This window comes from Pseudomonas sp. BJP69, assembly GCF_007633355.1.
Taxonomy (GTDB): Bacteria; Pseudomonadota; Gammaproteobacteria; order Pseudomonadales; family Pseudomonadaceae; genus Aquipseudomonas; species Aquipseudomonas juntendi.
In genome coordinates this window covers 765,282-783,365 of the sequence record NZ_CP041933.1, presented here as the reverse complement: position 1 = coordinate 783,365, position 18,084 = coordinate 765,282, and the positions used below count along the sequence as shown (strand labels likewise).

15 protein-coding genes, 1 tRNA gene and 1 pseudogene are annotated in these 18,084 nt (G+C 60.5%); 16 read left to right on the top strand and 1 reads right to left on the bottom strand.

The annotated features are described in order from the left end of the window. Positions 1 to 328 precede the first annotated feature (328 nt). The 16 genes and pseudogenes from FPB55_RS03695 (at position 329) to FPB55_RS03600 (ending at position 15,590) form a co-directional block, all read left to right on the top strand. A complete protein-coding gene (locus FPB55_RS03695) occupies positions 329 to 817 on the top strand; it encodes a type VI secretion system tube protein Hcp (protein ID WP_125854894.1) in 489 nt (162 codons plus the stop codon). 10 nt (positions 818 to 827) lie between these two features. Next, a pseudogene (locus FPB55_RS03690) lies at positions 828 to 1,804 on the top strand (hypothetical protein). A gap of 764 nt (positions 1,805 to 2,568) precedes the next feature. Continuing rightward, a complete protein-coding gene (locus FPB55_RS03680) occupies positions 2,569 to 2,928 on the top strand; it encodes a hypothetical protein (RefSeq protein WP_009686191.1) in 360 nt (119 codons plus the stop codon). A gap of 1,020 nt (positions 2,929 to 3,948) precedes the next feature. Then, complete coding sequence (locus FPB55_RS03665) at positions 3,949 to 5,670, top strand: tetratricopeptide repeat protein (protein ID WP_125854895.1); 1,722 nt, start codon at positions 3,949 to 3,951, stop codon at positions 5,668 to 5,670. 4 nt (positions 5,671 to 5,674) lie between these two features. After that, the gene (gene lolB, locus FPB55_RS03660) at positions 5,675 to 6,292 is read left to right on the top strand and encodes a lipoprotein insertase outer membrane protein LolB (RefSeq protein WP_029886866.1); all 618 of its coding nucleotides are present in this window, start codon (positions 5,675 to 5,677) and stop codon (positions 6,290 to 6,292) included. 4 nt (positions 6,293 to 6,296) lie between these two features. After that, entirely contained in the window at positions 6,297 to 7,157 is an 861-nt protein-coding gene (ispE, locus tag FPB55_RS03655; RefSeq protein WP_125854896.1) for a 4-(cytidine 5'-diphospho)-2-C-methyl-D-erythritol kinase, read from the top strand. Between the two features lie 21 nt (positions 7,158 to 7,178). Next, a tRNA-Gln gene (locus tag FPB55_RS03650) sits at positions 7,179 to 7,253 on the top strand. A gap of 48 nt (positions 7,254 to 7,301) precedes the next feature. Further along, complete coding sequence (locus FPB55_RS03645) at positions 7,302 to 8,243, top strand: ribose-phosphate pyrophosphokinase (RefSeq protein WP_003247410.1); 942 nt, start codon at positions 7,302 to 7,304, stop codon at positions 8,241 to 8,243. A gap of 120 nt (positions 8,244 to 8,363) precedes the next feature. Further along, a complete protein-coding gene (locus FPB55_RS03640) occupies positions 8,364 to 8,963 on the top strand; it encodes a 50S ribosomal protein L25/general stress protein Ctc (protein ID WP_009686184.1) in 600 nt (199 codons plus the stop codon). A 79-nt stretch (positions 8,964 to 9,042) separates the two neighbouring features. After that, a complete protein-coding gene (gene pth, locus FPB55_RS03635) occupies positions 9,043 to 9,627 on the top strand; it encodes an aminoacyl-tRNA hydrolase (protein ID WP_009686183.1) in 585 nt (194 codons plus the stop codon). A gap of 24 nt (positions 9,628 to 9,651) precedes the next feature. Beyond that, positions 9,652 to 10,752 (top strand): redox-regulated ATPase YchF, encoded by a 1,101-nt coding sequence (gene ychF, locus FPB55_RS03630; protein ID WP_009686182.1) that lies wholly within the window; start codon positions 9,652 to 9,654, stop codon positions 10,750 to 10,752. 371 nt (positions 10,753 to 11,123) lie between these two features. Further along, positions 11,124 to 11,594, top strand: a complete 471-nt coding sequence (locus FPB55_RS03625) for an OsmC family protein (protein ID WP_009686130.1) — start codon at positions 11,124 to 11,126, stop codon at positions 11,592 to 11,594. 33 nt (positions 11,595 to 11,627) lie between these two features. Continuing rightward, positions 11,628 to 11,765: a hypothetical protein gene (locus FPB55_RS03620; RefSeq protein ID WP_009686129.1), complete on the top strand. Its 138-nt coding sequence runs from the start codon at positions 11,628 to 11,630 to the stop codon at positions 11,763 to 11,765. A gap of 400 nt (positions 11,766 to 12,165) precedes the next feature. After that, positions 12,166 to 12,555, top strand: coding sequence for a nuclear transport factor 2 family protein (locus FPB55_RS03610; RefSeq protein WP_029887927.1), 390 nt, complete (start codon positions 12,166 to 12,168; stop codon positions 12,553 to 12,555). A 92-nt stretch (positions 12,556 to 12,647) separates the two neighbouring features. After that, a complete protein-coding gene (locus FPB55_RS03605; RefSeq protein WP_009686127.1) occupies positions 12,648 to 14,147 on the top strand; it encodes a cytosine permease in 1,500 nt (499 codons plus the stop codon). A gap of 12 nt (positions 14,148 to 14,159) precedes the next feature. Beyond that, positions 14,160 to 15,590 carry an aldehyde dehydrogenase family protein gene (locus FPB55_RS03600; RefSeq protein WP_029887928.1) on the top strand — a complete coding sequence of 477 codons (1,431 nt, stop codon included), beginning with the start codon at positions 14,160 to 14,162 and terminating at the stop codon, positions 15,588 to 15,590. Between the two features lie 77 nt (positions 15,591 to 15,667). On the opposite strand, the gene FPB55_RS03595 is transcribed toward FPB55_RS03600, so the two are convergent. After that, positions 15,668 to 18,079 (bottom strand): DUF3772 domain-containing protein, encoded by a 2,412-nt coding sequence (locus tag FPB55_RS03595; protein WP_125854898.1) that lies wholly within the window; start codon positions 18,077 to 18,079, stop codon positions 15,668 to 15,670. Positions 18,080 to 18,084 lie beyond the last annotated feature (5 nt).

Here is an 18,084-nt window from a genome sequence, read left to right as displayed (position 1 = left end):
GCGGCGCCTGAGCTACCGCGTGCTTAGAAGCAGAACCGAGGCACGCTACGCCACTGAAGCAGCGGCAAATAAGAGACGCGCTGACTTGACCGAATGGAATCCCGACGTGACAACGTAACGAGGGATATTTCCTGCAAAAGCTTATGTGAATTACTTTTTTCGACATATCTGTATCGATTTTTTCCATCGACTTGTAGTCCATTTCTGAATTGCAGCTCCAGCTATTGCCTCACCCAATTTCAATGCCTAGCCTTTCCAATCACTAATCTGAATTTCGTTCCTCGCCAGAAAATTAAAACCTGACAATGATTACCAAACAGAGGTAAGTATGGCTTTTGACGCTTATATAAAAATCGATGATATCCCAGGCGAGGCCCTGGACGAAAAATACAACAGATGGATCGAAGTCACGGGTTACCAATTTGGTGTAAGCCAAAGCACTTCAGCCACCGCAAGCTCTGCCGGTGGCGCCACATCAGGCCGCACGGCCGTCAGCCTTTTCTCCTTTACCAAATCTCTCGACAGTGCCAGTTGCAAATTAATGGAAGCCAGTTGCGCAGGCCAACACCTCAAGGAAGTGAAACTCGCACTCTGCCGCGCGGGCGGCGACAAGCTCAAATATTACGAAATCATTCTCGAAGAAGTGATCATTGCCGACTACACCCAAAGCGCCGCCGATGGAGTACCGATAGAGGTGGTGCAGCTCGATTACGGGAGAATCAAAACCACCTATACCCAGCAAAAACGCATTGACGGCTCCGGCGGCGGCAACATCGCTGGCGGGTGGGACCGGATCGGAAACAAGAAGTACGCCTGAGGGGGTCGCCATGTCTGAAGCCCGTGCGTTCATCAACCCCAGGATGCAGAACTACCACACCCTCAAGGCCGGCCTTGCGCTGACTGGGCATTCGGCCAGCAAGTTCGACATCCTGAATTCGCACATTTGCAACAGCGTGGTCAGAAGCGGCGAACTGGTGATCGTCGGTGACTGGTCAACGCCTTCCTGTACCAGTCAGGAGGCGTATTTGATGTCGAAGGCTACCGTGACCCATATGGGGTTGATGCATAGCGGCCAGGGTGCCGATGAGTTTTTCGTAGACAATTTCGAGCTGTTGAAGAGTCTGCTCGCCCATGCGTCCATGGGCACGGGCGTGGTAAGCGATAGTTGGAGCAAGTATCTCAAAGCGATTCAAGACACCTTGCTGGAAATCGAGACGCTGCATAGAGAGCACATGAGCTCAGGGTCCCTCAAAGCCCGCGAGCAGTTTTACGCCAAGCGGGCGGGGCTTTTCACGAAGCTGGATGAGCAGTTGCGCAGGTTGGCGGCGTTCGGCTCAGGCTTGCGCAACAATGGCTCCATCAAAAGAATGCTAGCCATTTCCACGAAAAGCTATTTGCATACGGGTGAGATTGCAGGGTATGCGGATAAGGTTGCCGGTGTGAGCAAGGCTGCTAACCTGATAAAAAAGGAACTTATTTAGGCATTGCACTGGAAGTTTCGAGTACAGGTCTATCAATCAATAAAGCCTGCACGGAAGGGAGAGAGGAAGAGTGCAGAAGAGCTAAAATTGTGGAGAGTAGTTCATTGGCAGGTGGCGTAGGTGGAGGCGTAGTTGGCGCATATGCAGGCAACATAGTTGGCGTAGCAGCTTGCGGCGTGGTTCTCGGAACCGTATCGGGCGGGCCTGGAGCTATCGCTTGCGGTGTAGCGGGCGGAGCCTTTGGGGGGATGCTAGGCGGGAAGTTCGGAAGCGATGGTGGAGAATTCATGGGAGATTTATTCTACGAACGGGTGATAAAGTGACCACAGCTCATGAAATTTTGGGAGCGGTGTTCGCCCTCCTTATCACCGCGATCTTCATATCCATGTCGATAACGCTATATTTGTCCCATCGCCTGACTGAACACATTGAATCGCTGCTACCCAACTGCAAGCTGATCAGTGAGAACAGAAAAACATACGCTGAACTTGGCTTTATCGGAAAAGTTTTTCGATTCGGGACAATATCTTTAATGTTAGTCTCCCCAAAAGTCTATGCACGTAAAGGCCTGATAGACATTAATGAAGTAAACCAACTACCGGCCCGCATAAAAAAATTACTTAGCAGACTCGTCATTATGTGCTTAGCACTTTTTCTCACACTGCTATTATTTAGGGCATGCCTATATGCTGCTGATCACTACCAAACCCTTTGAAAACCAGTATTGAAGCTCGAGCAAACGCTCCCGTTGTTATTGCTAATAACAGCGCCAATAGCATATGCGTGAACCTATATTGGCATAATGCTTAACATAGCAGTAACCGGTCTATAAATTCGCCATGCTTGAAGCGAGCCGCATATGTAAATTCTGCATCATTAGCTGGAGGCCTGGCTGGTAGCGCTGTAGGCGGTTATCTAGGAGGGAATATTGTTGCACCCGCAGTATCCGGCACTAGGAGTAGGGACTGCCGGACTAGGGCACTCACCTGCGCGGTCATCGGTGGCACTGCCGGGGCGAAGTTAGCCGGTGATTTCGCAGAAAAAAAGGCGAGGTATTAGGTGACTTTTTGTATCACGAGTTCTCAAAATGACTAACATAGAGCCAGGACTGATCGCGCTGATCCTGATTACAGCAATGTTAATTGCCGCTAGCGCGCAAATTATTATTTCACACAAATACACCGAGCATTTTGAATCTTTCCTCCCCACCTCTCGCCTCGTATCTGACAACATCAAAAATTACCAGCACGCCGGACTCTTGGGCAAAACAATAAGAACCGGCCAGATTGCAACACTGTTGGCTATACCCAAAATCTTCATTTACAGGGGTTACGCTGAAATTGAGGAAGTAAAAAACTCCCCCCTCCGCGAAAAGCGCATTTTGTTAATCCTATGGATTATTCACATCACCTTGTTCATTGCCTTGATGCTGTCGCATTATCTATGACTTCATGCCGATACGACTTGCCCCGAATCGAAACCTGACGTGGCAATTTAACGAGGGGAAATTTCCTACAAAAACCTGTACCGCTGGCCGCGATAATGAGTGTAGAAGAGCTAAATACGTCCATGGATCTTCCTTGACAGGCAGTGTCGCCGGGGGAGGGATAGCAGCAAGCTACGGTGGAAATATTGCCACTAGTACTTGTCTCGCTCTTGGCGTGCCAACAGCCGGTACAGGCGCACTCCTCTGCGCTGTTATTGGTGGGGCTGCGGGAGCCACGGGAGGAAACATGCTTGGCGGTGCTGTAGGGGAAGCGCTCGGCGAAGTACTGTATGAAAAGGTAGGCACCCAATGAGCACTGCTGTGGGCATTGTTGCATTTATAATTTTGGCCGCCATGATCATCACGCTTTGCGCATCCCTCTACATATCAACCTATCATCTTGGCAGGATCGAATCACTACTACCGAATAGCGCATTCGTAAGCGGAAATAAGAAAACCTTTTCACAAGCAGGCCTTATTGGCAAGGTAATGCGCACACTCTCAATATCAATACTGCTAACAGTACCAAAGATATATGCACGGAAAGGCTTAGTTGACCTTGATGAGGTCACGAGCTTCCCTATACGCATGAAGCGCACCCTGATCGTCTTAGGGGCTATGCACCCAACACTTATCGGAGCACTTATTCTATTCCGCATTTGGCTGCATACCCTGGACCCAAGCCGCAGTTGGTAGCGAGAGAATAACGTCAGCCGGACAGCTACAGCAGGGCGTCTACCATCTGCTCTGGGGTAAACGCCACGCAGTGGTGCGCTTCGCGGGTGGCCGCCTTTACACCATCTGCGCTCGATCTCATAAACCGCCAAAAAACCCAAGCCAAACACCCGGCACAGCCACCACATCACGGAACCCTCTCCCACCACAAAGGTCGCAGTTAACCAGACACCACACAGGTGGGTTTGCCCCCGCGCTTGTGTCATCATGCTGCGACCGCCGGTGAGTCCTCCTATTAAGCCTTCTATGAACAAACCATACGCATTGCTGCTTGCCTTCGCCCTGCTCCAGGGCTGCCAGAGCCTGGCCCCGCAAAAGGCCGAGCCTCCCGTTGCCGATGCCGCCAAGGCGGAGGCCGAGAAGCCCGTGGCGTATGGTTCTTTCAAGCAAGACACCCTTTACAGCCTGCTGGTGGCGGAACTGGCCGGGCAGCGCAACCGCTTCGATATCGCCCTGGCCAACTACACCGACCAGGCCGCCAAGACCCAGGATCCCGGCGTATCCGAGCGCGCCTACCGCATCGCCGAATACCTGGGCGCCGACGAGCCCGCCCTGGAAAACGCTTTGGTCTGGGCCCGCAACGACCCACAGAACCTCGACGCCCAACGCGCCGCTGCCATTCAACTGGCGCGCGCCGGCCGTTATGACGACTCCATGGCCTACATGGAAAAGGTACTGCAGGGTCAGGGCGACACCCATTTCGATTTCCTGGCCCTGTCAGCTGCCGAAACCGACCAGAGCACACGTGACGGCTTGCTGCAGAGCTTCGAGCGGCTGCTGGCGAAATACCCCGACAACGGCCAGCTGGTATTCGGTAAGGCCCTGCTGCTGAACCAGGACGGCAAGACCGAAGAAGCCCTGGAACTGCTCGAGTCACACCCCCCGCAAAATGGTGAAATTGCCCCGATCCTGCTGCGCGCCCGCCTGCTTCAGGCACTGGACCGCGGCCCCGAGGCCCTGCCCCTGCTGCGCGGGGCCATTCGCGACAACCCGGACGACAAACGCCTGCGCCTGACCTACGCCCGCACCCTGGTCGAGCAGGACCGTATCGCCGATGCCAAGGGCGAATTCCTCAGCCTGGTCCAGCAATACCCCGACGACGACGAACTGCGCTACTCCCTGGCCCTGGTATGCCTGGAGAACAAAGACTGGGACGAGGCCGAGGGCTACCTGCAGGAACTGGTCGAACGCGACAGCAACGTTGACGCCGCGCGCCTCAACCTGGGCCGTATCCGCGAAGAGCGCCACGACCCCGCAGGCGCCCTGCGTGAATACGCCCTGGTCGGCCCGGGCCCCGACTACCTGCCGGCGCAACTGCGCCAGGCCGACATTCTGATCGCCAACGGCCGTGGCAGCGAGGCCTCGCGCCTGCTTGCCGAGGCCCGCGAAGCGCAGCCGGACTACGCCATCCAGCTGTACCTGATCGAATCGGAAAGCTACAGCAACAACAACAAGGACGCCCAGGCCAACCAGGTGCTGCAACAGGCCATACAGCGCTACCCGGACGACCTCAACCTGCTTTACACCCGCGCCATGCTGGCCGAAAAACGCGACGACCTGGCGCAGATGGAACAAGACCTGCGCGCGATCATCGCCCGCGAGCCGGAAAACGCCATGGCCCTGAATGCCCTGGGCTACACCCTGGCCGACCGCACAACCCGCTACGCCGAGGCCCGGACGCTGATCGAAAAGGCCCACCAGCTGACCCCCGACGACCCGGCAGTGCTCGACAGCCTGGGCTGGGTGAATTACCGCCTGGGCAACCTCGACGTGGCTGAAACCTACCTGCGCCAGGCGTTTGCCAACTTCCCCGACCACGAAGTGGCCGCCCACCTGGGCGAAGTGCTGTGGGCCAACGGCAAACGCCGCGAAGCCCGCCAGGTCTGGGCCAAGGGCTTCGATGCCCAGCCCGACAGCCCCCTCCTGCGCAAGACCCTTCTGCGCCTGACCGGATCCGAGACCCTTTAACGCCATGTTTCTGCGCCATTGCATTACCTTCACCCTGATCGCCCTGCTCGCCGGCTGTGCCGGCTTTGGAAGCCGCGAGGCCCTGCAGGGCCATGGCGACCCACAGCAGTGGCGCGCCCATAAAGAGCAACTGAGCAGCCTCGACGGCTGGCAGATCAACGGCAAGGTCGGCATCCGCGCACCGCGCGATTCGGGCAGCGGCACGCTGTTCTGGCTGCAACGCCAGGATTACTACGACATTCGCCTGGCCGGCCCGCTGGGCCGAGGTGCCGCCCGCCTCACCGGTCGCCCCGGCGGCGTGGTGCTGGAAGTGGCCAACCAGGGCCGCTACGAAGCCCCCAGCCCTGAAGCCCTGCTGGAAGAGCAACTGGGCTGGCGATTGCCGGTCTCGCACTTGGTCTGGTGGGTACGCGGCCTGCCCGCCCCTGACAGCAAGAGCACACTGAGCCTTGACGGCGACAGCCGCCTGGCCACCCTCGAACAGGATGGCTGGCAGGTGCAGTACCTGAGCTACACCGAGCAGAACGGGTACTGGCTGCCCGAGCGCCTGAAGCTGCACGGCCAGGACCTGGACGTGACCCTGGTGATCAAGGACTGGCAGCCGCGCCAGCTGGGGCAGTGAGCCCATGCACACCCTGACCCTGCCGGCACCGGCCAAGCTCAACCTGTGGCTGCACATCGTTGGCCGCCGCGCCGACGGCTACCATGAGCTGGAAACGGTGTTTCAGTTTCTCGATCACGGCGACGAACTGCACTTCGCCCTGCGCGATGACGGCGTGATTCAGTTGCATACGCCTATCGAGGCGGTGCCGCACGACAGCAACCTGATCGTGCGTGCTGCGCGCAAGCTACAAGCGCAATCAGGTACCCCATTGGGTGCGGACATCTGGCTGACCAAGGTCCTGCCCATGGGTGGCGGTATCGGCGGCGGCAGTTCGGATGCTGCCACCACCCTGCTGGCCCTCGCCCACCTGTGGCAGCTGGATTGGGACGAAGACCGCCTGGCCGCCCTGGGCCTGAGCCTGGGGGCGGATGTACCGGTATTCGTGCGCGGCCATGCAGCCTTCGCCCAGGGCGTGGGCGAACAGCTGACCCCGGTCGACCCGGAAGAACCCTGGTATGTCGTGCTGGTGCCGCAAGTGTCTGTCAGCACAGCAGAAATTTTTTCACATCCGCAGTTGACACGTGATTCACTGCCCCTTAAGATGCGCCCCGTTCCCAAGGGAAACAGTCGAAATGACTGCCAACCGGTGGTAGAGCAGAATTACCCAGAAGTTCGAAACGCATTGAATTCACTGGGAAAATTCACCGAAGCTCGATTAACCGGCACTGGAAGCTGTGTGTTTGGGGCCTTCCCAAGCAAAGCCGAAGCTGATAAAGTTCTGGCCCTTCTTTCAGCGACCCAAACAGGGTTTGTGGCGAAAGGAAGCAATGTTTCGATGTTGCATCGCAAGCTGCAAAGTCTGGTCAAGAAGTCGGGCGCATAAGCGTTCGCAAGCAACAGATACAGGGGCGTCGCCAAGCGGTAAGGCAGCAGGTTTTGATCCTGCCATGCGTTGGTTCGAATCCAGCCGCCCCTGCCATTTTCCTTATACTCATCCAGGTATACCCTCAGCCTCCAGGTACTGCGCGTGTCCAAGATGATGGTCTTTACGGGGAACGCTAACCCCGATCTGGCTCGGCGTGTAGTACGTCAGCTGCATATCCCTCTCGGTGACGTCTCTGTCGGTAAATTCTCCGACGGCGAGATCAGCACTGAGATCAATGAAAATGTTCGCGGTAAAGACGTTTTCATTATTCAGCCGACCTGTGCCCCGACCAACGATAACCTGATGGAACTGGTAGTGATGGCCGACGCCTTCCGCCGCTCCTCAGCATCCCGAATCACCGCCGTGATTCCTTACTTCGGATATGCCCGCCAGGACCGCCGTCCGCGTTCGGCACGTGTAGCCATCAGCGCCAAAGTCGTCGCTGACATGCTCACTGTCGTCGGTATCGACCGTGTACTCACTGTCGACCTGCACGCTGACCAGATCCAAGGCTTCTTTGATATTCCCGTCGACAACATCTACGGCTCGCCCGTACTGGTAGACGACATCGAAGACCAGCGTTTCGAGAACCTCATGATCGTATCCCCGGACATCGGTGGTGTTGTGCGCGCACGCGCCGTCGCCAAGTCCCTGGGTGTCGACCTGGGTATCATCGACAAACGCCGTGAAAAGGCTAACCACTCCGAGGTCATGCACATCATCGGCGACGTCGAAGGGCGCACCTGCATCCTGGTAGACGACATGGTCGACACCGCCGGCACCCTGTGCCACGCGGCCAAAGCTCTGAAAGAACACGGCGCTGCCAAGGTTTATGCCTATTGCACGCACCCTGTCCTGTCGGGCCGCGCGATCGAGAACATCGAGAAGTCGGTACTGGACGAGCTGGTGGTGACCAACACCGTACCGCTGTCCGCCGCTGCTCAAGCCTGTGACCGTATCCGCCAGCTGGATATCGCACCGGTTGTCGCTGAAGCGGTACGCCGTATCAGCAACGAAGAATCGATCAGCGCGATGTTCCGCTAAGCGGAACCCGTGTTGATATGAAGCGCCCCGCCCCAACCTGTGTTGGGGCGGGGCTTTTTTGCCATCCCCGTCTGGCGCTGGTCGCAAACGCCATTCGGGAGGCTATTTTGGAGAAGTAAAATGACCGATTTCATCCTGAACGCCCAAGCGCGTACTGACCTGGGGAAAGGTGCGAGCCGCCGCCTGCGTCACTCCGCCAGCATCCCTGCCGTAGTTTACGGTGGCGATAAAGAAGCCCAGTCCCTGACCATCGTGGCCAAGGAAATCGCCAAACTGTTCGAAAACGAAGCTGCCTTCAGCCACGTTATCGAACTGAACGTCGACGGCGCCAAGCAGAACGTCGTGGTCAAGGCCATGCAGCGTCACCCAGCCAAAGGCTTTATCATGCACGCCGACTTCGTTCGCGTCGTAGCTGGCCAGAAGCTGACCGCTGTTGTTCCAGTGCACTTCATCAACGAAGAAGCACCGGTCAAGAAAGGCGGCGAAGTTTCGCACGTTGAATCGCAGATCGAAGTTTCCTGCGAAGCCAAAGACCTGCCAGAGTTCATCGAAGTCGACCTGGCCAACGCTGAAATCGGCACCATCATCCACCTGTCGGACCTGAAAGCTCCGAAAGGCGTAGAGTTCGTCGCTCTGGCCCACGGTGATGACAAAGCTGTTGCCAACGTTCACGCTCCGCGCGTTTCCGCCGAAGCTGCTGAAGAAGGCGCTGCCGAGTAATCCACTCGCACGCCGGCGTTGATCGGGTTACAGTGCCGCGCGCACTGTAGCCCACCAACTCCAAGGAAGAGCCCCTGACGTGACCGCCATCCAGTTGATCGTCGGCCTGGGTAACCCCGGCCCCGAATACGAACAGACCCGGCATAACGCAGGGGCTCTTTTCGTTGAACGCATTGCCAGCGCCCAGCGTGTTTCGCTGACCGCTGACAAAAAATATTTCGGCCTGACGGCTAAGTTCAGCCATCAGGGCAACGACGTTCGTTTGTTGATCCCCACCACCTACATGAACCGTAGCGGTCAGGCCGTGGCGGCCTTGGCCAATTTCTTCCGCATCAAGCCGGAAGCGATCCTGGTGGCGCACGACGAACTCGACCTGCCCCCGGGCGTTGCCAAGCTCAAGCGCGGCGGCGGTCATGGGGGGCACAACGGCCTGCGCGACATCATCGCGCAGCTCGGCAACCAGAACGACTTCCACCGCCTGCGGCTTGGCATCGGCCACCCGGGCGACGCCAAACTGGTCTCCAACTTCGTCCTGGGCCGCGCGCCGCGCGCCGAGCAGGAGAAGCTCGACGCCAGCATCGATTTTGCCCTCGGCGTGCTGCCGGACGTGCTTGCCGGCGATTTCGCCAAGGCGATGCGCGAACTGCACAGCCAGAAGGCCTGATTTCCTTTAGAGAGGGGAATACCCATGGGTTTCAATTGCGGCATCGTCGGCCTGCCCAACGTCGGCAAGTCCACCCTGTTCAACGCCTTGACCAAATCTGGCATCGCGGCGGAGAACTTCCCTTTCTGCACTATCGAGCCGAACAGCGGCATCGTGCCGATGCCCGACGCGCGCCTGGCTGCGCTGGCTGAAATCGTCAAGCCGAACCGCATCCTGCCGACCACCATGGAGTTCGTCGACATTGCCGGCCTGGTGGCCGGTGCATCGAAAGGCGAAGGCCTGGGCAACAAGTTCCTCGCCAACATCCGCGAGACCGACGCCATTGCCCATGTGGTCCGCTGCTTCGAAGACGAGAACGTGATCCACGTTTCCAACAGTGTGGACCCCAAGCGTGACATCGAGATCATCGACCTCGAACTGATCTTCGCTGACCTGGACAGCTGCGAGAAGCAACTGCAGAAGGTTGCGCGCAATGCCAAGGGCGGTGACAAAGAGGCGCTGGCACAGAAGGCCATCCTCGAGCAGCTGATCCCGCACTTCACCGAAGGCAAGCCGGCACGCAGCCTGATGAAGAACATGGGCGCCGAAGACAAGGCGGTCATCCGCGGCTTCCACCTGCTGACCAGCAAGCCGGTGATGTACATCGCCAACGTCGCCGAAGACGGCTTCGACAACAACCCGCACCTGGACGTGGTCAAGGCCATTGCCGAGGAAGAAGGCGCGGTCGTGGTGCCGGTGTGCAACAAGATCGAAGCAGAAATCGCCGAGCTCGACGATGGCGAAGAGAAAGACATGTTCCTCGAGGCCCTGGGTCTGGAAGAGCCAGGCCTGAACCGCGTGATCCGCGCCGGTTACGAACTGCTCAACCTGCAGACCTACTTCACTGCTGGCGTGCAGGAAGTTCGCGCCTGGACCGTACGCGTGGGCGCCACCGCACCCCAGGCGGCCGGGGTTATCCACACCGACTTCGAAAAAGGCTTCATCCGCGCTGAAGTCGTGGCCTATGACGACTTCATCCAGTTCAAGGGTGAAAGCGGCGCCAAGGAAGCCGGTAAGTGGCGCCTGGAAGGCAAGGACTACATCGTCAAAGATGGCGACGTGATGCACTTCCGCTTCAACGTCTAAGCGGTAGCCTGCAGTAAACAGAAACCCCTTGCGGCTTATGCCTCAAGGGGTTTTCGTTTTATGTGGCCCGCGCCGGCCTTATCGCTAAGGCGGCGGCCGGGGCAGGACAATATATAACTTTTTGATTTAACAGGGCCCTTGTGGGAGCGGGCGTGCCCGCGAACACCGGCGCAGCCGGTGCCAGACACCGCGTTAAATTCTTCGCGGCGGGTCGATTTCTAGACACGCCATGCTAAAACAATAAGTTATATATTGTTCCATGAGAGCTGCCTTGCCGGCGACGAGGCCGCTACAGGTAACACACCAACCAGAAATACCCTCGCACGGTGAGTCGGCGAAACAACACGGGCTGATCATTTCAAGGATGATGCATGAAAGAACATCAATATGTGGTTCAGGTGACGTGGACAGGTAACAAGGGCTACGGCACCGCCGGCTATACCGCCTACAGCCGTGACTTCAATGTCGAGGCCGCCGGCAAGGTTGCCCTGCAAGGCTCCGCAGACCCGGCATTCCGTGGCGACCCGCAGCGCTGGAACCCGGAAGACATGCTAGTGGCATCGCTGTCGGCATGCCACAAGCTCTGGTACCTGCACCTGTGCGCGGTCAACGGCGTGAATGTACTGGCGTATGTCGACCTTCCACTGGGGCGCATGGTGGAAGGTGACGATCACGGCAAGGGCCGTTTTACCCATGTGCTGCTGCGCCCGCAGGTTACCATCAGCGCAGACTCGGACCGGGAAGTTGCCCTGCGCCTGCACGAGGATGCGCATCATGAGTGCTTTATCGCCAACTCCGTGAATTTCCCGGTGGAGTGCGCGGCTGAGGTGACGGTCGGCTAGCGGGCTCAGGTCAAAGACATTGGAGTGGTGGCGATGAACTACAACCCAGCGCTCAAGGCCCGTTATGAGGTGCTGCGCGCACGCGGGATCGTCCTGGTGCGACTCAATGCCATGCTCAGGACTGGCGAGCCTTGGCTGGATCTGGTGTTGCCTCAGCCGAAGAGGGTGTAAATCAACAGCCAAAATGCAGCACTTGAAGATTACACGGTTCTTGTGGGAGCGGGCGTGCCCGCGAACACCGGCGCAGCCGGTGCCAGCCACCGCGTTGAATTCTTCGCGGGCACGCCCGCTCCCACACCGGCCGCGTCGCGCTTACGAACTGAGTTCTCTGCGTGACAGCCCAGCCCGTAGCGCTGGGTAATCTCCCACAATGAATCGCGCAGGCTTTGCGAATTTTGAGAAAGACAGTTGCTCCGACCTGCTCCGCCAGTCGGGTATAGCCAAACGCCGGGCTGCCAGCGCATCACTTCACAAATTCCTGAACTGATTATTTGTCGCCAGCGATTTTTCCCCCCGGCAAGCCCCACCAGAATCGCTTCACCACAATCATAAAAACCCGTGAGGCCACCCCGTGGACCAGACCCTGCAGGTACGGCAAGCCGCCGCCGACCTTGTTGCCGCCTTCGCCAGCAACGACACCGCCCGCTACTTCGCCTGCTTCAGCGAAGACGCCACGTTCCTTTTCCATACCTTGGCGCAACCCCTGCTGTCACGCCGGGCCTATGAGAAGGTCTGGGCCCAGTGGCAGGCCGAAGGGTTTGCCGTGCTCGCCTGCGCGTCCAGCAACGCCCAGGTCAGCCTGCAAGGCGACGTGGCGATCTTCATGCATGATGTGGCCACGCATCTGCGCATCGGCGGTGCCGAGCACCAGCTGAACGAGCGCGAGACCATCGTGTTCCGCCGCCACGCTGACCAGTGGCTGGCCTGCCACGAACACCTGTCGGCCGTATCGCCGGCCTGATCACCTTTTTGCGGCCCTGCCGCCCTGCCATCGCACCCACAAGAAGGCTTGCGCACTGCGCCGGCCCACAACAACCGCGCTGGAGCATCACCATGAGCCACTCGACCGGTATCGAGACCAACGGCGTAGAACAGATCCCCGCCGATCAACGCGACGCCTCCCCGCTGGACCTGTTCCGCCTGATCTTCGGCGGCGCCAACACATTCGCCACCGCCGTGCTCGGCAGTTTCCCGGTGTTGTTCGGGCTGTCGTTCCAGGCGGGGGTGTGGGCCATCGTGCTCGGCGTTGCCGTTGGCGCGCTGATCCTGGCACCGATGGGCCTGTTCGGCGCGCTGAACGGCACCAACAACGCGGTCTCCTCGGGCGCGCACTTCGGCGTGCATGGGCGCATCGTCGGCTCGTTCCTGTCGCTGCTCACGGCAGTGGCATTCTTTTCGCTGTCGGTATGGAGTTCGGGCGATGCCCTGGTCGGCGGCGCCAAGCGCCTGGTCGGCCTGCCGGAAACTGACCTGACCCTGGGCCTGGCCTACGGCCTGTTCGCGGTGCTGGTGCTGGTGGTTTGCATCTTCGGCTTCCGCTTCATGCTGTGGGTCAACAAGATTGCCGTGTGGGCGTCGAGCCTGCTGTTCCTGCTGGGTATCGCTGCTTTTGCCGGGCCGTTCGACGCGGGCTACGCAGGCAGCGTCAACCTGGGCCAGGCCGGTTTCTGGGCAGCTTTCGTCGGCGCTGCGATCCTGGCGATGAGCAACCCGGTGTCATTCGGCGCCTTCCTCGGTGACTGGTCGCGCTACATTCCACGCGAAACCCCCAAGGCGCGCATCATGCTGGCGGTGATAGCGGCCCAGGGTGCCACGCTGATTCCATTCCTGTTCGGCCTGTGCACCGCCACCCTGGTGGCCACCCAGGCACCGGACTACATTGCCGCCAACAACTATGTCGGCGGGCTGCTGGCTGTCGCCCCCAGCTGGTTCTTCCTGCCGGTGTGCCTGATTGCGGTGATCGGCGGTATGTCCACCGGCACCACGGCGTTGTATGGCACAGGCCTGGACATGTCCAGCGTGTTCCCGCGCCTGCTCAGCCGTGCCGGCGCCACGCTGCTGATCGGGGTGCTGGCGATCGGTTTCATTTTCATCGGCCGCTTTACCTTCAACCTGGTGCAGAGCGTGTCGACCTTCGCCGTGCTGATCATCACCTGCACCAGCCCGTGGATGGTGATCATGATCCTCGGCCTGGTCACCCGCCGTGGTTTCTACCACGCCGATGACCTGCAGGTATTCACCCGCGGCCAGCGGGGGGGCCACTACTGGTTCCTGCACGGCTGGAACTGGCGCGGCATGGGCGCTTGGGTCCCCAGCGCAGTGGTCGGCCTGTGCTTCGTGAACCTGCCGGGGCAATTCGTCGGACCGTTGGGCGACCTGGCCGGTGGCATTGACCTGAGCCTGCCGGTCACCCTGGGGTTGGCCGGGGTGCTGTACCTGCTGCTGCTCAACCTTTTCCCCGAACCTGCCGGCGTGTATGGCCCGCAGGGCCCACGCTGGGTGCGTTGCAAACAGGCTGCGCACACGCCTGTAACCACTGCCGAAATGGCCTGACTGGAAACCACCATGACCACTTCCCACTACATTGCCGGCCGCTGGGTCGACGGCCAGGGCAGCGACTGCATCAGCGTCAACGACCCTGCGCTGGGCCAACCGTTTGCCGAACTGATGGCTGCCAGTGCCGAGCAGGTCGACCAGGCCGTGGCCGCCGCACGTGCAGCCCTGCCCGCCTGGAAATGCACCAGCGCCAGTGAGCGCGCAGCGTATCTGCGCGGCTTCGCCGAACAGCTTGGGCAACGCCGCGAAGCGCTGGTCGCCCTGCAGATGCGCAACAACGGCAAGCCGCGCCACGAGGCAGAAATCGACCTGGACGACGCCATCGCTACCTTCGGCTATTACGCCGAGCTGGCTGAACAACTGCCTGGGCAAAACCGCGACGTACCGCTGGCTGCACCCGGCTTCACCGCCCGCACCCGCCTGGAGCCGGTGGGCGTGGTCGGCCTGATCGTACCCTGGAACTTCCCACTGGTGACCAGCGCCTGGAAGCTTGCCCCGGCCCTGGCCGCTGGCTGCACCGTGGTGCTCAAGCCCTCGGAAGTAACCCCACTGTGCGAACTCGCCTACGGCCAGATCGCCGACACCCTGGGCCTGCCGGCCGGGGTGCTGAATATCGTCAATGGCAAAGCCGAGACGGGTGCCGCGCTGAGCAACCACAACGGCCTGGACAAACTGTCGTTCACAGGCAGCAATAACGTTGGCAGCCAGGTGATGCGCAGCGCAGCGGCGCAATGCCGGCCGGTCACGCTGGAGTTGGGCGGCAAGTCGGCGATCCTGGTGTTCGATGACTGCGACGTCGATGCGGCGGTGCAATGGATCGTTGCCGGCATCTGCTGGAACGCGGGCCAGATGTGCTCGGCTACATCACGCCTGCTGGTACAGGACGGCATCGCCGACGCCCTGCTGCCACGCTTGCAGGCAGCGCTGGAAAACCTGCGGGTGGGCAGCCCGCTGAGCGAAGAAGCCGACATGGGCCCACTGACCAGCCAGGCCCAGTGGCTGAAGGTGGCCGGCTACTTTGCCACGGCGCGGGAGGAAGGCTTGCAGTGCCTGGTCGGTGGCAAAGTGCTGGACCGTGGCGGCTGGTTCGTCAGCCCTACCCTGTATGCCGATGTGCCTGAAGGCAGCCGCCTGTGGAACGAAGAAATCTTTGGTCCGGTATTGTGCGCACGGCGCTTCGCCAGCGAACAGCAGGCGATTGCCGAGGCCAATGACAGCCGCTTCGGCCTGGTGGCGACAGTGTGCACCACAGACCTGGCGCGCGCCGAGCGGGTGGCCGATGCGCTGGAGGTGGGCCATGTGTGGATCAACTCGGTGCAGGCGGTGTTCGTCGAGACCTCATGGGGTGGCACCAAGGGTAGCGGTATAGGCCGTGAGCTGGGCCCTTGGGGCTTGTCGGGCTACCAGTCGGTCAAGCATGTGACACGGTGCCTGGGGTGACTGTGCGGGGCCGTTTGGCGGCCCCTTTCGACAGCTTCTGCCATTCATCTAGTCGCGTGCCACTGGCATGAAGCGCATCACGGCGCTTCGTCAGCCGGGCGCGCAGCTTCCTGTACCAGCACCATGCTCTGCGGCGAAGACAAGGCGATACCCTCGTCACGCAGCCGCCCAAGGATGGTGAACAGCAGGTCACTGCGGGTACCCGACACCTGGCGCGGCCCGGCCACATAGCCACTGACCGCGATCACCATGCCATTGCTGGTCAGGTCCTTGAACGACACCGAGCTGGCGGGCGCGTCCAGAATTGCCTCGTGTTCATGGTAGGCCGCCAGCAGCAACTCACGTACACGGTTGGCATCCGTATCCAGCGGCAGGGTCAAGGTGATGCCGACCACCCCCAGGGCGTTGCCCATGGTCACGTTGCGCACGTTCTGCGAGATGAACTGCGAGTTGGGTACGATCACCGTGGAGCGGTCGGACATCTGGATTTCGGTAGCGCGCACGTTGATGCGGCGAATGTCGCCCTCGACGCCGGCCAGGCTGACCCAATCGCCGACCTTCACCGGGCGTTCGGTGAGCAGGATCAGGCCCGAGATGAAGTTCTGCACGATCTGCTGCAGGCCAAAACCGATACCGACCGACAAGGCACTGACCACCCAGGTCAGGCTGGTCAGGTTGATGCGCAGGGTCGACATCACCAGCATGGCCAGGAAAATGAACCCGAGGTAGCCCACCAGGGTGACCAGCGAGGCACGCATGCCGGCATCCATGTCGGTTTCCGGCAACAGCCGTTCGCTGAGCCAGCGCTTGACCACCCGGATGGCGAACAAGCCGCCGAGCAGAATAGCCATCGCCAGCAGAATGTCCTGCGGCACGATGTTCAGGTTGCCCAGCAATTTGCCACCGGTACCGTCCCAGTCGCCCAGGCTGAGCAGCAGTTCGCTGGGGCTGGTGCCCGACGGCATCAACGCCAGCAGCAGCGCCAGGAACAGCACTACGGTGCGGCCGATACCGGCCAGGATGGTGCTGGCCTGGGCCTGGTGACGTGGCGCCAGCCCCAGGGTCGACGCCAGTGCCAGGCCGCCGGGCTGGCGTGGCGACAGCAGGGTTTCGCACAGGTCGCCGAAGAAGCTGGTCAACAGGTAGGCGCACGTGATCACCAGGCTGACCCACAGCAGCTTGGCCGTAAGGAAGTAGGCAAGGGTCAGGTAGCCGGTCACCATGGCCAGCATGATCCCCCCCAGCCAGATGACCATCACGAACGGGATCAACCCGCCCAGGCCGGTGGGGCGTTCCAGTTCAAGCTTGCGCAGGGTGCGGCGGTAGCGCTGCAACGCGCCGGCGAAGATCATCGCCACTACCAGCGCGGTCAGGCCGTTCACCGCCACGGTCAGCGCCAGGCTGGCACCGATCACGGTGTTGATGCGCTCCATGGTCATCATGACCATCAGTGCCAGGGCCAGCACCTTGGGGAACCAGCCCAGCGCGCTGGCCACTTCGTCGTGAATGGCCGGCAGGCGCCAGGACGGGCGCTGCAGCATCAGCATGGCACGGCCCAGGCCCGCGATGAACGCGCTGAACACCACCAGCGCCAGGATGTGGTTGACCAGGCTGGCGATATCGCTGCCCAGTTCGGCATTGCTCTCCAACCCCCAGCGCAGCAGGGAAACCGAACCGGCGATGGTGCCCAGTGTTGCCAGGCTGACCCCCAGCGCCAGGGCACTGCGGCGCAGCCGGCCTTCGGGCAACCAGCGGACCATGGCACGGGCCAATAGCCGTTCTATCCACAGGCGCACCAGGGTCCAGACCAGGATGGCCGCTACCAGGCTGGCCATGAACGGCCAGCGGTGCTCGGGGCTGAACGCGCTGCCAATGGCAACGGCTGCTTCGCCCCGCAGGTCGCGCAGGCGCGCCACGTCATCCTGGGTTGGGCGGATGATGCTCTGCCAGAATGCCGGGCTCAACGGCGAGGCGGCGCGGCTGGTGATCTGCGAGTTGAACTGGCTGCGGCGCAAGTTGACGATTTGCGTGGACAGGTCGCGGGCCGACTGCGTCAGCTTGGTGGCCTGGTCCTGCTGGGCGACCAAGGCCTTTTTCTCGGCCTCCAGGGCCTTGCGCTGCTGGGTCAGGGCCGCAGGCTCGTCGGGCTGGGCCGGGCCAACCACCTTGAGCTTGTCGTCGAGCTTTTCCACATCGGTGGTGCGCTGCGCACTCAAGGCATCAGCCTGGCGCTGAACCTGCATGGCCGCCAGCCGCAACTGCGACAGCAGGTCGTCGTTGGCGTTACTGCTGACGCCTTGGCGAATCTGGTCCAGGCTATCGCTCAACTGCTCGATACTGGCGTTTTCATCCACTGCCGGGGCTGCCGCATTGGCCGGGTTGGACAACGGCGTGGCAGGGGCCGCCGCGGCCGGGCCGGTGAGCACCAGCAGCAGCGCCAGCATGGCCATCAGGCCAGGGCAAAAACGAACAAGGCTCAGACGCCTCATCGAAT

Bases quoted from the DNA above. Each gene is read 5' to 3' on its own strand.
- FPB55_RS03695 (WP_125854894.1), top strand. From the start codon at position 329: ATGGCTTTTGACGCTTATATAAAAATCGATGATATCCCAGGCGAGGCC.
- FPB55_RS03680 (WP_009686191.1), top strand. From the start codon at position 2,569: ATGACTAACATAGAGCCAGGACTGATCGCGCTGATCCTGATTACAGCA.
- FPB55_RS03665 (WP_125854895.1), top strand. From the start codon at position 3,949: ATGAACAAACCATACGCATTGCTGCTTGCCTTCGCCCTGCTCCAGGGC.
- lolB (WP_029886866.1), top strand. From the start codon at position 5,675: ATGTTTCTGCGCCATTGCATTACCTTCACCCTGATCGCCCTGCTCGCC.
- ispE (WP_125854896.1), top strand. From the start codon at position 6,297: ATGCACACCCTGACCCTGCCGGCACCGGCCAAGCTCAACCTGTGGCTG.
- FPB55_RS03640 (WP_009686184.1), top strand. From the start codon at position 8,364: ATGACCGATTTCATCCTGAACGCCCAAGCGCGTACTGACCTGGGGAAA.
- ychF (WP_009686182.1), top strand. From the start codon at position 9,652: ATGGGTTTCAATTGCGGCATCGTCGGCCTGCCCAACGTCGGCAAGTCC.
- FPB55_RS03625 (WP_009686130.1), top strand. From the start codon at position 11,124: ATGAAAGAACATCAATATGTGGTTCAGGTGACGTGGACAGGTAACAAG.
- FPB55_RS03620 (WP_009686129.1), top strand. From the start codon at position 11,628: ATGAACTACAACCCAGCGCTCAAGGCCCGTTATGAGGTGCTGCGCGCA.
- FPB55_RS03605 (WP_009686127.1), top strand. From the start codon at position 12,648: ATGAGCCACTCGACCGGTATCGAGACCAACGGCGTAGAACAGATCCCC.
- FPB55_RS03600 (WP_029887928.1), top strand. From the start codon at position 14,160: ATGACCACTTCCCACTACATTGCCGGCCGCTGGGTCGACGGCCAGGGC.
- FPB55_RS03595 (WP_125854898.1), bottom strand. From the start codon at position 18,079: ATGAGGCGTCTGAGCCTTGTTCGTTTTTGCCCTGGCCTGATGGCCATG.